Annotated in this window: 13 protein-coding genes; 11 read left to right on the top strand and 2 right to left on the bottom strand. The window is 48.2% G+C overall.

Annotated elements, in window-relative coordinates; translation table 11 throughout:
- Positions 1 to 284: 284 nt before the first annotated feature.
- From QEP07_RS09590 to QEP07_RS09605, 4 genes are all read left to right on the top strand, one after another.
- Positions 285 to 1238 (top strand): Rpn family recombination-promoting nuclease/putative transposase, encoded by a 954-nt coding sequence (locus QEP07_RS09590; RefSeq protein WP_285009830.1) that lies wholly within the window; start codon positions 285 to 287, stop codon positions 1236 to 1238.
- Positions 1239 to 1351: 113 nt separating this feature from the next.
- Positions 1352 to 4285 carry a hypothetical protein gene (locus QEP07_RS09595; RefSeq protein WP_285009831.1) on the top strand — a complete coding sequence of 978 codons (2934 nt, stop codon included), beginning with the start codon at positions 1352 to 1354 and terminating at the stop codon, positions 4283 to 4285.
- Between the two features lie 66 nt (positions 4286 to 4351).
- Positions 4352 to 5521, top strand: coding sequence for a trypsin-like serine peptidase (locus QEP07_RS09600; RefSeq protein WP_285009833.1), 1170 nt, complete (start codon positions 4352 to 4354; stop codon positions 5519 to 5521).
- A gap of 135 nt (positions 5522 to 5656) precedes the next feature.
- Positions 5657 to 6661, top strand: coding sequence for an RpnC/YadD family protein (locus QEP07_RS09605; RefSeq protein ID WP_285009835.1), 1005 nt, complete (start codon positions 5657 to 5659; stop codon positions 6659 to 6661).
- Positions 6662 to 6670: 9 nt separating this feature from the next.
- Here the strand turns inward: QEP07_RS09605 and QEP07_RS09610 are convergent, their stop codons facing one another.
- Positions 6671 to 6928: a helix-turn-helix domain-containing protein gene (locus QEP07_RS09610; RefSeq protein WP_285009837.1), complete on the bottom strand. Its 258-nt coding sequence runs from the start codon at positions 6926 to 6928 to the stop codon at positions 6671 to 6673.
- A gap of 2 nt (positions 6929 to 6930) precedes the next feature.
- Entirely contained in the window at positions 6931 to 8391 is a 1461-nt protein-coding gene (locus QEP07_RS09615; protein ID WP_285009839.1) for a GntR family transcriptional regulator, read from the bottom strand.
- Between the two features lie 388 nt (positions 8392 to 8779).
- On the opposite strand from QEP07_RS09615, the gene QEP07_RS09620 reads away from it, so the two are divergent.
- The 7 genes from QEP07_RS09620 (at position 8780) to QEP07_RS09650 (ending at position 13185) form a co-directional block, all read left to right on the top strand.
- Complete coding sequence (locus QEP07_RS09620) at positions 8780 to 9421, top strand: DUF6266 family protein (RefSeq protein WP_285009842.1); 642 nt, start codon at positions 8780 to 8782, stop codon at positions 9419 to 9421.
- Between the two features lie 161 nt (positions 9422 to 9582).
- Entirely contained in the window at positions 9583 to 10230 is a 648-nt protein-coding gene (locus QEP07_RS09625; protein ID WP_285009843.1) for a DUF6266 family protein, read from the top strand.
- Between the two features lie 58 nt (positions 10231 to 10288).
- Positions 10289 to 10678, top strand: coding sequence for a hypothetical protein (locus QEP07_RS09630; RefSeq protein WP_285009846.1), 390 nt, complete (start codon positions 10289 to 10291; stop codon positions 10676 to 10678).
- Positions 10597 to 11295 carry a C40 family peptidase gene (locus QEP07_RS09635; protein WP_285009848.1) on the top strand — a complete coding sequence of 233 codons (699 nt, stop codon included), beginning with the start codon at positions 10597 to 10599 and terminating at the stop codon, positions 11293 to 11295. Before QEP07_RS09630 ends, QEP07_RS09635 begins: the two co-directional genes overlap by 82 nt.
- Before the next feature lie 207 nt (positions 11296 to 11502).
- Entirely contained in the window at positions 11503 to 11844 is a 342-nt protein-coding gene (locus QEP07_RS09640; RefSeq protein WP_285009850.1) for a hypothetical protein, read from the top strand.
- Positions 11832 to 12011 carry a hypothetical protein gene (locus tag QEP07_RS09645; protein ID WP_285009852.1) on the top strand — a complete coding sequence of 60 codons (180 nt, stop codon included), beginning with the start codon at positions 11832 to 11834 and terminating at the stop codon, positions 12009 to 12011. Before QEP07_RS09640 ends, QEP07_RS09645 begins: the two co-directional genes overlap by 13 nt.
- Before the next feature lie 61 nt (positions 12012 to 12072).
- A complete protein-coding gene (locus tag QEP07_RS09650; protein WP_285009854.1) occupies positions 12073 to 13185 on the top strand; it encodes a sensor histidine kinase in 1113 nt (370 codons plus the stop codon).
- Positions 13186 to 13190 lie beyond the last annotated feature (5 nt).

Raw genomic sequence — 13190 nt, forward strand, 5'->3', positions numbered from 1 at the left:
CCGGCCCTGGTCCACCATTTGTTCGCAAAAGGTACCCTGTTTTGCGAAGAAACCCCCAATCAGTCCCGAACAAATCCCGAACGACGTAAGGTTGAGTCGGGTTTGTGTCTAGTCCTTGTCTAGTCCTTGTCTAGTCCTGGAATAGCTTTCACGTATTCTGCAATACCTGTTCAATTCCTTGATTATCACCTCAAAATATTTCTTAACTAGCTGTAAATAAATTTCTTATATCATTACCACCGTACTATAATTCCTGATTAAGTTTGCCGCTGAACATTTAGTTGATGCAACAAAACCAGGAACTGATACAGGCCGATGTAGTGAATGAAAAGATTCCCCGAAAAGATGACCTGCTTTGGAAGGGACTTTTGGAAGATATATTTGACGATTTTTTGCTTTTCTTTTTTCCTCAGGCAACGGAAATGTTTGATTTTTCGAAAGGATTTGTGTTCTTAAATCAGGAATTAGAGCAATTGTTTCCTCCTGATAAAGATCTATATGCGCCGAAGGTAGTGGACAAACTCGTCAAGGTGTTCCGTAAAAACGGCCAGGAAGAGTGGGTGCTGATCCATATCGAGTTTCAGTCAGCCTACAGAAAAGACTTCGCCAAGCGCATGTTTACCTACTTTTACCGGATCTTTGACAGGTATCAGAAACCCGTAACCGCCTTTGCAATACTGACGGATGGTGTCACCCGCATCAGGGACAACTGCTTTAAACTGTCTTGCCTGGGTACGGAGATGACTTATCGATACAACACCTATCAGATATCCCTTCAGGATGAGGCTAAACTGGCGGCAAGCGACAACCCTTTTGCCTTGGCGGTGCTTACGGCTAAAGCAGCGCTATCAAGAAAAGGAACCAGTGTGAATGATCTCGACGGCTTTCTGCTGGATATCAAACTAAAATTGGCCAAAGATCTGTTAACCAAAAAAATAGGCAAAACAAAGATCAGGGTACTGTTAAACTTTCTGCGCTACTACGTACGTTTTTCAAACCCGGAAAATTACCGTAAATTTGAACAAGAGTTTGATAAGATAACTGAAAGGAGTAAAACCATGGGCTTAGAAGAACTATTATTGGACAGGGCTGAGAAACAGGGCATCGCAAAGGGTGAAGCTAGAGGCGCTGAAAAAGAAAAGGCAGAGATTGCAAAGCACTTGAAAAACAAAGGCATCGAGGTCAAGATCATTTCGGAAGCTACTGGTCTTTCAGTTGACGAAATCGAAAAACTGTAATTCCACGAAATCCAAGCGGCTCGATCTTAATCTATTCAAATACCCGTAAACAGGTATGTGTTGTTTCGGCATAAAGTGCTTACTTTTAGCGCAATACCGAACAAACAAACTGTATGAAACGTCTTATTTTCCTCTCCCTGGTCATGTTGGCATTGCCTGCCCTTGCCCAGAAAAACCTGCCTGTATCAGGAAATGCTGCAACGCTAATTGATCTTTTAAAAAAGAACTATAATTCCCTGGATCCGGAAACCCGGCAGGAAGAAATTGCGCGCGACCGGGCTTTGGTGATATCCATATTCAAATCTTATTTAACGGATGATCAGAGAGATTCAACTATGGATGCCACTCTGGCTGCGGAATATAAAAAGGCTAAAGACAGCGCTATGCGAAGGCAGCAATCGGTGACGGGTCTAAAGAAGCAACTAACTTCCTATATGGCTGCAAACGAATTAAAAGTCGAAGTAGACGGTGAAACTCAGCCCAGACCGGTCAGCAAGCTTTCTGAGGATATTGACAGTGGATTAGCGAAATATTATGAATTTCAAAATGCAGCCGATTCCATAGAAATGAGACGTCTTAAACGCAATTACCAGGGTACAAACGTTTTTATCAGCAACAACATCGAAAAGTTCATCAAAAAATATAACAATGTTGTTGACGGACTGCCGGATCCTTACGCGGCGGCCAATTTTAACTCTTCCCTGCAAAAGAGCATCCCTTTTCTGGGCGGAAGCATGGGCTTCGAGACTTACATTGACGGACTGGCGCGTTTTATGGCGCAACGGATTAAAGATGAATTAACCACTTACGCTATTGAAAACATTAAGACCTGGCTGGAAAATCCTGCGGCCAACGATCCGCTGGCGGAATTCAAGGTGATCCTCCCGGGAACCACAATGTTTATTAAAAGCTTTAGCGCCGACCGGCTGACGAGCTTTCCGAATGAGGTTAAACAACATATCGAGAATGATCTGAACAACATTTTGACTAATGCCGCTGAGCTAAAATATACGCCCCGGACAAGGAGATTGTTAGCTGAACACCCCAACCTGGAATTTGCTTTCGACGCGCTGAGGATTGTTCCGGAACTGGCGAGCATCAAATATCCGATTGATTATTTTAAGCTGCTGGAGAACAGTGAAACTTTAAAAAAATGGAAAGGAAGTGGTATATATTGGCAGCACAATCTGATCAACGCTATTGAGCTGTCGAACATGATTGCTTATAGCATGATTGTAATCGATAACGAAGAACCGAAGTTTGCCGGCACCAGTTTTCTGGAAAATTATGCAGGTGAAAGGGCTTTCTTCGAATTATATACCGGATTTTTGTATCAGCAGGACAAAAAGTACTATCAGATCTCCTTTAAAACAGCAGCTAACGCGCAGCCTGCATTCTCATTCGGGACCGTTCTGGGTAAGGTTACCACAAGTAAAGTCCCCGCTTACGTCGATAAATATCGCGACAATATCCAATCGATGATGTCGGCGATCGCGACTAAAGGAGAAAAAGTGTATACAACCGCGCTCGAGATCAGGCAGTCTAAAAAGACGGGAAGAAAAATTGGTGCAGATACGGTCTATAACTTTGTAAACAGCGTGATCGACATGTCTGACGAAGTGCTCACATCTGGCAACAATTTAGCCATGAACCTGATGGCCGACTCCCTGAAAATCAACACAGCTTCTTTATCGCCATTAAAAGATATCATGCCCTATCTAAGCATGGCAAGATCTGCAAACGACATTATTTACGATCTGCAAAAGAAGCGTTATGCTACCGCGCTGACCAAATCATTGCAGGCAGCCTCAGAATTTGCACCTTCTAAAGACATTTCAACCATTTCTGCAGCATTGACGCGATTAACGCTGATTAAACCGAATGAGAATATCCGGCAATGGCACACACTCGCTCAAACGTTGATCAATAACCGGTATAACACGGTTGAGGATTTGAAAGCTAAGATAAAAGAGGGAGCGCTTGTGCTTGCACAGGAAGTACGGGATATGAATTACTTTTATCTGGTAAATTATAAAGGTGATCCCGACTTAGCATTGAACGCTACCCGGTTACGTGTGCTGAGAGAGATGCTGCTCAAAATTGAAACACTTGATATCTCCGGGATCAACGAGGCGAAAAGCTTTCTGAAAAACCCTGTCTTCCAGAAGTTGCTCGTGTCTTATTATGCAGATATAGCGGTCGACAAAGCGGCGGAAGAACTGGGTAACAGGATCGTTGGCTTTACCATCAGTGGTGTTCAAGTGTTCGACAAGGCTGATGCTGCAAGGCTTACAAAGCTGATTGACGACTACAGTTTAGCCTTGTACGATAACTTTGTTATGGAAGCGAATAAAGAAGAACGCACCGCTGCTGCCCTTGCGCGCAGGCAGGAATTGCTTCAATTTGTTTCCGACATAATGCAAAAAACCGGGGAGCGGACCGACCTAGGCATTCATCCGAGGGCGATCTCGATGATCAACTTTGTGAATGGCATGGCCACGGCTAAGGATGCGGAGGGGGTACAGAAAGCCATTGAAGCCTTCGCATTGCCGGCGGGCAGCTATTCCATTAAACGAAAATCGAGGTTTAATATGTCGCTCGGCGCCTACCCCGGTGTGCTACCCGCACTCGAGATTACCTGGAAAAACAAGGTAGCCTATGGTGCGCCTTCCGTAGGATTTACGGCACCGGTGGGTTTAAGTTTTACCTGGGGACGGGAGAAAACAGAAAGCACGAATGGTTTCTTTTTGCCTGTTATAGATATTGGGGCATTAACGCGGTTTAGGCTCGACAACAATAACGACACTCAAACGCTACCTGAATTTAAGTTTGGCAACATCTTCTCACCGGGCATATATTATGTTCGAGGCTTCCGGAAAAGCCCTCTTACCTTTTATCTGGGCGGCCAGTACGGCCCTGATATGAGGGAGGTTTCGAGAAACGCAGATAATACCGAGGTTTCCCAAAGCTATCAGTCGGTAAGGCTTGGCGTCGGACTCGTGCTGGACATTCCCCTGCTCAACCTGAGTACAAAATCTCGGCTGTAAAAGATGAAGCGGGTTTGTTTCTTGCACACGGTTTTGCTAACTGGGGTTCTGCTGCTTGGCTCGTGTATGGTACGTACAGCGGGAAGATTGCCGGAACGCGCCAGGCGTCCTGCCAGCTTAGACACAGTACACATAGCATTCGAGGCCTTTCCGCAGTTGAAGGATCTGTATCAGGAAAGAATAAGCGAAACTGTCAGTGAAATGGTCAGCGACAACATCAGTCACGAAATGGCTGAATTGAAAACGGCCGCCATGGAGACGCAGCAAAATCAGGTCAGCCAGCAGCTGGTCAGGCAGACGAGTCAGGCACACCGGCAACAGCAAATGCGGCAACAGCAAATGCGGCAACGGCAACAACTTCGTAGGATACAACGTGCGGCTGAAAGCGCGGCAAAATCGCTGACTATTTCGAAAAGCGAGCTGGAGCTGAAAAAGCCCCTTTTAAGTGGCCCCTCGCAGTTTGACAGCCGTGTGGAGCCTCATGTGCTCGATTTGAAAACCCCCTGGCAAAAAAAGATCGGCGACAACGCCAGTTCTGTGGGCATTGTGGTAGAAAAGGATAAGCTACATGCGGTTACCGATTCGACCTTTCAACTGGACATCGGCATTACGCTCGGCACCAGATACAAATTATGTCCCGGTGAACCATTTGCTGAGCAACCGGTGGCTGGCGTTGGCACTGCATTTATTGTTGCTGAGAACAAGATGGCGACTGCCGCACATGTTTTCTCAGAGCCTGTGGAGAATTATGTAGTGGTTTTCGGATTCGTTATGCAATCAGCAAAGGGCAAATACAATGCGCTAATTTCAAACCGGAACATTTATCACCCCATTAAGGTTGTGCATAAAGATACGGACGTAGACCTGACGGTATTCGAGGTGAGGGAGAGAATCAGCAGGCAGCCGCTCCAACTGGCGCTAAAAAGTGATCCGGCCTTGAAGACGGAAATTTATATGGTTGGCCACCCCTCAGGAATACCTCAAAAAATTGCGCTCAACGCAGACGTGCAGGAAAACAAGCATCCGCAGTACTTCTATTCCTCCCTTGATGCCTTCCAAGGCAACTCCGGTTCACCGGTATTTGATATGAAAACCCATCAGGTTATAGGCGTACTGGTGTCGGGAGAAGTCGACTATATCTGGAACGGCAGTTGCAACAAGCTGTCCCTTTGCCAATTCCCCTACTGTAAAGGTGAGAAGGTGATCAAAATCAGCACGCTAGAAAATGTGCTTTGATTTCGATCGTTGAGCTCTTGTTCAATTTCTTGGCTATCGCCTCAAAATTTTTTATAACTACCTGTAAATTAATTTATTGCGATATTACCAGTCAATAGTGTTTCCTGATTAAGTTTGCCGCTGAACATTTAGTTGATGCAACAAGACGAGGAACTGATACCGGCTGAGGTAAGGGAAAGAGGTCCCCGAAAAGATGACCTGCTTTGGAAGGGACTTTTGGAAGATATATTTGACGACTTTTTGCTATTCTTTTTTCCGGAGGCATCGGAGATCTTTGATTTTTCTAAAGGTTTCGTGTTCCTGAACCAGGAGTTGGAGCAATTGTTTCCTCCTGATAAAGATCTGTATGCGCCGAAGGTAGTGGACAAACTCGTCAAGGTGTTCCGTAAAAACGGCCAGGAAGAGTGGGTGCTGATCCATATCGAGTTTCAGTCAGCCTACAGAAAAGACTTCGCCAAGCGCATGTTTACCTACTTTTACCGGATCTTTGACAGGTATCAGAAACCCGTAACCGCCTTTGCAATACTGACGGATGGTGTCACCCGCATCAGGGACAACTGCTTTAAACTGTCTTGCCTGGGTACGGAGATGACTTATCGATACAACACCTATCAGATATCCCTTCAGGATGAGGCTAAACTGGCGGCAAGCGACAACCCTTTTGCCTTGGCGGTGCTTACGGCTAAAGCAGCGCTATCAAGAAAAGGAACCAGTGTGAATGATCTCGACGGCTTTCTGCTGGATATCAAACTAAAATTGGCCAAAGATCTGTTAACCAAAAAAATAGGCAAAACAAAGATCAGGGTACTGTTAAACTTTCTGCGCTACTACGTACGTTTTTCAAACCCGGAAAATTACCGTAAATTTGAACAAGAGTTTGATAAGATAACTGAAAGGAGTAAAACCATGGGCTTAGAAGAACTATTATTGGACAGGGCTGAGAAACAGGGCATCGCAAAGGGTGAAGCTAGAGGCGCTGAAAAGGAGCGTGCAAAGGCTCAAGAGGAACGTGCGAAGATCGAAGCGAAGGCTGCTCAGGAAAAACGCGACATTGCAAAGAACTTTAAAAGCAAAGGCATCGACATCCGGATCATTTCGGAAGCTACTGGTCTTTCTGTTGAAGAAATCGAAAAGCTTTAACCTTTACACTCACCTCCCCTTTTCCATAAGCGCCAGCACCGAGGCTTCCTGAAAGTACCTTACGTGACCGCGTTTAACGGAAACGAGCTTACCTTGTTTAATGTAGTTGAAAAGTGTGCGGTCCGTTACCCGGAGCATCCGTTGGACGGTATCTGAGTCGAGCCAAACGTCTTTGTTGCGCGCAAGCAGCGCCTCTTGCCTTTCCTGCCGCAATTCTTCAAAGTGTGTTTCGAGCAGCTGAATAATTTTTTCGAGCAAGTGTTTCATGGCTAACGAATCCTGTGGTGTAAAATCTGTCGTAGGTTTATGGCGGCCTGGTAACATTCTTCCTCAATGTACTGACTGAAATCGAGCCGCATATGGTGTACATGCTGCTGGAGCAGTTGCTTTTCCGGAAAGTAGGGTACCTGCACGCCTTTGCGCTCCAGCATGTCGAGCATCAACTTGAGGTTAACCTGCGGCAGGAAGCGGATCCAGACGCTCGTGCCATGATCGGGCAGTTTGTATCGTATAAATTCGTGCAACTGGGTTTTAAGTATCTCGTGCATGTTCATCAGGTCGCGCTGCTTTTGCTGCCGGGTTTGCCGCACCAGTTTTTGAAGTTCACCACTCCTCAGCATATATTCTATGGAAACCTCCATCACATGGTCGCGGTACTCATGCGGACTGCCCGGCATGTTTTTCAGCATGGCAATGATCTCGGCCGGAGCAACGATGGTACGGAGGTTTTGCAGATATGGATGCAATCTGCTCAGCGCGCCGCAGTACACCACCTGCCCGTCGTTTTCGTAGTTTATCAGCGATCGGAAGGGCTCGGCTTTGTACCAGAACTCATGATCGTCGTCATCTTCGATGAGGTAAAACCTGTGTTTTCGCGAAAGGGCTATGAGGGCCAGACAAGTGGCTTCGTCGACAGTATGTGCTTTAAGGAAGCTGCAGCCCGGCCTGATATACATGGCTTTGATGGGCTGTTTGTTGAGCAGCGCGTCGAGCTGGCTCAGTGCATCGTATCGGGTAATATCGAACTCTATAATGGTATGCCCACTCTGCTGCATCATGTACTCGGTAAACTGACAGCCTAGCACGGTATTGATGATGGTGCTTTGCGGAGGCAGGAGCAGTTGCAGCAGCCGGGCTACGGCGGCGCCCTTACCGCGGATGAGTTGCAGGTTTTGCAGCCCGATGGAAAATCCGCGTTGATTAAGATAGCCACATACCGGGTTTGCAAGGGGCTCTGCACGGTCGGCCCGCAGCAGTTCTATCTGCGCAGCGTTGATGCGGGAGCGGATATGCGAGCGACTGTGTTTATCGATGAGCTTATAGGACAAATAGGTTTCGTTGAGCTGCTGGGGCCCGATCATCACATAGTCGCGCTTGTTTTGCGGCGCAGGCACAGCAAGCACTTCCTGCCGGGGCCGCATATTGGCCGGCACCCGATCGGGCACCCCGCTTTGGCTTCCCCTGGGTATGGGCGGGTGTTCCGCCACGAGGGTTTTGCCGCCGCGGCCTATGTGCAGCCAGCCGCAGGCACTGAGGCTTTGGTACACCTTGGATACCGTGTTGCGGTGTATGCCGTTGATGTGGGCCAGTTTTTGGCATGAGGGGAGTGATTCGCCTGGTTGCAGGATGCCCCTGGTGATCCGGGTAACAATAAGGTCTTCAATTTGCTGAGCGTACCGGTTCTTCATGAGCGTGGGTACGATCCATCTGTGGTGTTCATTCTCGTTCATAGAGCGGGTTTGTTGATGTTTGGTTAACGAATTTAGCTTGTTGCGGTTTTCCGGCAGGAAAGGCATTACTTACACAGTGTTTTTTACGTTTGCTTTTGCCTGGAACGACCGCTTTGAAACATATTAACTGCAAAAAAATGGATAGGATTTCACAAAAAATTGAATGAAATTATATTCTTCTCCTTGTTAATCTGAATGTTACAAACCTTCACAGACTAAAAAAGCAAAACCGTCACAACTACGTGTTCCTTACACGGCTTAGCTTTGGTTTAGAGAGGCGTTGCTGCCCGGATACTACCCGGATACTGCCCGGTTGCTACCCGGATGTTGTACGGACTGGAGCGGGTAGCAACCTGTAAATATTGGTTTAATATTCGAATTAGAAACTATGGCTAGATTAACTCAGGGAGTTTTCGGCGGCGCCACAGGGGTGGCGGGCGATTATGAGTGTTACATCAGGAACGGGATTCCGTATTTGCGCGCTAAGCGACGGAAAACGAAGAAGCCGGCTACTGAACCGGTTAGGGCGACACGCGGTGCAATGTCGGTGGTAAACCGGTTTGTAGACACGATGACGGATTTTGTAAGGGTGGGCTTCGAGCTCACGGCCCGGGGAGAGCCGTTTTCGGCCAACAATGCGGCGAAGTCGTACCAGTTGCTGCATGCGGTAACGGGCGTTTATCCGGACTTAAGGATAGATTACCCGAAGGTGCGGCTTACCCAGGGTTCGCTGCCTATGCCGTCTGGACTTGGGGCCGAACGTACGCTGCAGGGTGTGGCGTTTTATTGGTGGCCCGACCCGAACGCAGAGAATGTACTAAAGCGTTCGCAAACGATGCTGCTGGTGTACTGCCAGGCGCTGAACCGTTCGGCCTTCCAGATTGGTGGTGCGCCGAGGTATAAAAGTGCCGACTTGCTGGAGATCCCGCGCGAGTTTAGCGGGCATGCGCTGCAGGTGTACATCGGCTTTGTGAGCGACAACCGGCAGCAGATCTCGAACAGTGTTTGGCTGGGTGAATTGGCGCCCTGAACTGCCCTGAAATTTTCCGGAACTCCGGAAAATCACCGGAAAAGTTCGGCAAATTACTGTGAGCCAGTAGGTTTTGTTTGAAAGCTGCTATATGTTTGTCGTGTTGACTTGCAAGGACAACGTGAATAAACAAATTTTTTAAACTTTAAAAACCTACTAAAATGGGAAAATTATCAAGAGGATTCCTGGGTGGATTCCAGGGACAATTAGGAACGGCATATGGCTGCTTCTGGAGATTAATGGATCTGATTAAGGCGATGCCGCGCAAATCGAACCGGCCGCCAACGGTGAAGCAGATCGAAGTGCAATTGAAAATGAAATTGGTTTCGGGCTTCCTGAGCTGGGCGAAAACGATTATCAAACCGGGTTTCGACCTGGTGCGCAAGCCTAACCAAAGCGCAATGAACGCTTGCGTGGCCTACAATCTGGAGGTCGCAGTTGCGGGGGTTTCTCCGAACTACACGATCGACTTTGCGCAGATCCGCTTTAGCGAGGGCAAGCTTGGTCAGCTGAGCGCCGTGCAGGTGGCGGCCGACAATGAGGCGGAGCTGAACTTTAGCTGGGCGGCGGATTTGCCGGGGCTTCCCGACAGGGATGCGACCGACCGGGTGTCTGTCATCGTGTTTAATCCGGCCAAAGACAGGTTTGTGATTGCGCAGGATGTGGTGGCCCGCAGCGCGGTGGCGTACGACATGAGTTTGCCGCTCGACTTCAGCGGCGATGAGGTTCAGGTGTATATCCTGGCCAAGGCTGTCGACGGCCGCCTCGTGAGCCGGTCGCAATACCTTGGCGAACTGGTCATTGTCTAATGTTAAGTTGAGGGCGCTGTGATGGCGCCCTCTTTTTTTGCATCTTATTTTTTTCAAAATGAATATTCTTGATTTCAATATGCAGGCCCACCCGGGATGGGGAACGCCTGTGCTGATAAAGGCGTTTAAGATCGGCGCGCTGCTTACTGCAATATGTTGGCTGTGGCCGCTGTTACAGGGCTTTGTATTTTCTGCCGACCCGACGCGCGGCTTTATTGATGGCAGCATCTGGCTGCTGGTGATGATTGGTTTGGCCTGCTTCGGGCTGATCGTAGGCATCGCCTGGTGGCTGCTGAACCATTTTTGGTTTGTATTGGGTTTGCCCGACCGGGGCGAGATGGTTTCACGCTTTAATACGCTGGAATTATGGCAACAGCTAAGTTTCTTCTGGCTTTCTTTTGCTTTGCTCTTGCTGGCAGGCCTGGGATGCCTGGCGGTAGTATGCTAGGCAAAGGCTCTTTTGAAGTCGCCGCGCCGCATACAAGGGCGGGCTACTGGCTGGGCGAGCGTTTTTATGGCAGTTTTACGCCTTTGAGCAAGCCGCATGTTGCCGACGCGCAACAACGCAAGCGTGTGGTGGAGATAGCCTGCGGGGAGCTTTGGGTGCGGGAGGCTTCGGGCAAAAATGACGGACCGCGTGTAGAGGGCTATCTGGCTTCGGCGGGCCTGAAGAAGGGACAGCCCTGGTGCGCGGCTTTTGTTTCCTGGGTGTTTAAACAAGCAGGGCATGCCCAGCCCCGAACGGGCTGGTCGCCCGCCCTCTTTCCTGCCGCGCGACTAGCCAAGGCAGCGGCACCGGGCAATGTGTTTGGGATCTATTTCCCAGCGTTGAAGCGTGTGGCGCATTGCGGTTTGGTTACCGACCGCCGCGAGTCCTGGATTGGTACGGTGGAAGGCAACACGAACGCTTCGGGCGGCAGGGAGGGCGATGGGGTGTATCGCCGCCTCCGGCATGTGCGCACGGTGCATTGCTATGCCGATTGGATAGCTGCTCCGCGAAATGGAAAGGGAGGTGGAAGATGGAGAATTTTACGTGGCTTATACCGACGTTCACGTATGATATAAGGTTGTTCACGTAAGGTATACGGTTGTCTGCGATTTTATTTGCTAAAATCATTTAAATTATTTTGAGGTGAAATCTCGTGATGTTGAGCTATTGTTCAAATCCTTGATTATCACCTCAAAATATTTCGTAACCAACTGTAAATAAATTTGTTGTGTGACTACCAGCGGATGGTTATTCCTGATTAAGTTTGCTGCTGAAAAATACAGATGCGAAAGAATTCAGGACAGACGAGCCAGTACGACAAGATCATTAAGGAAAACCTGGAAGCTACCCTGCCAGCGATTATGAAGGACTTGCTTCATCTCGACATCGTAGCCAGTGAGGAGCTGCCAGACGATATCCAGCATACAAAAGAACGTAAACCTGATGCGCTTAAGAAAGTGACCGACAGCGCAGGAGATATTTATGTTTTACATCTGGAGTTTCAGGTAGCCAACGAAGTAGAGATGGTGTACAGGATGGCAGAGTACAGCATTATCAATTACGTATATTTGTACAGTTGCGATCCAATCTTGTACATCAACTTGAAGAAATTATGCAGTCAGTAAGTACATTTTTTAAAGAAGAAAACGATATCTTTTATCGGAGAGGGGAAGCTCGTGGTGCTGAAAGAGAAAAGGTGGAGATAGCAAAGCATTTGAAAAGCAAAGGCATCGACATCAAGATCATCTCAGAAGCTACTGGCCTCACTATAGAAGAAATCGAAAAGCTTTAGGCTCTGGTTTTAAACAATTTTATGGTCTGGATATTGCTTATGTTCAAACAAACACTAACGCATGCCCTTATCAGAACTCGAACGCCTCAAGTCTCTCCGACGCTTCTTAAATCTTGAAATAACGCGGGAGGCCGAGCTTCAGCGTATTGTTGACCTGGCAGCGAGGATATGCCATTGCGAAATTGGTCTCATTACTTTTCTGGATGAGGATATCCAGCATTTCAAAGTGAGATCGGGAACCAGCTTAACGCATACCGAACGTAGGGACGCTTTTTGCAATCACACTATACTTCAGGAGGAGATCATGGTTGTTCCGGACGCCGAGAAGGACAGCCGGTTTGCGGAGAATAACCTGGTTACAGGCCATCCGAATATCCGGTTCTACGCGGGTGCGCGGCTGAGGGCTGCCGACGGGGCGTTGCTGGGGAGCTTGTGCGTGATTGACATGAAACCGAACGACTTGAACGAGGAGCAGCGGCTGATGCTCGGTGTTCTGAGGGACCAGGCTATGATGCTGCTCGACTTTGAGTTGAGTGTGGACATCCTTAAGGAACAATTTGAGCGCGCAAAGCGCTCGGAATCGAAAATCAGGGCCTTTTTTGAAAGCTCAGCGGCCTGCCACCTGTTTCTGGGGCCCGACTATAAAGTATTGCATTACAATAAGGCTGTTGTCGATTTTGTGAAACGCAACTCAGTTATGAGGATCAACATTGGCGACAAGATCACGGATTATGTGCATCCGCAGCACCTGGATGTCTTCAAAGCAAACTTCGAGCGGGCAATGAAGGGCGAGAGCGTCAGCAATGATGTTAGGCTAAGTTATGCGCAGGAGGATATCTGGTGGCAAATAGATTATGATCCGGTGTATGCTACAGACGGACGTATTATCGGGGTGTCTTATAATGCAACGGATATTTCTGCCCGAAAGGCGCACGAACTTAAGATCACCCAGCAGAACGAAGCGCTGACGGAAATCGCCAGGATCCAGTCGCACGAGATACGCCGGCCGGTTGCCTCTATCCTCGGCCTTGTTAATGTGATCAAAACCTTACCTCATCATGAACTCTCGGAATATATAGATATGCTTGGTACGGCTGCCGGGGAACTTGATGGGAAAATTCACACCATGATGGGAAAAATTAACGACAACGGAAGCTTGGGTAATTCGTTTTAAGATGA

This window comes from Pedobacter faecalis (genome assembly GCF_030182585.1).
Classification (GTDB): Bacteria; Bacteroidota; Bacteroidia; order Sphingobacteriales; family Sphingobacteriaceae; genus Pedobacter; species Pedobacter faecalis.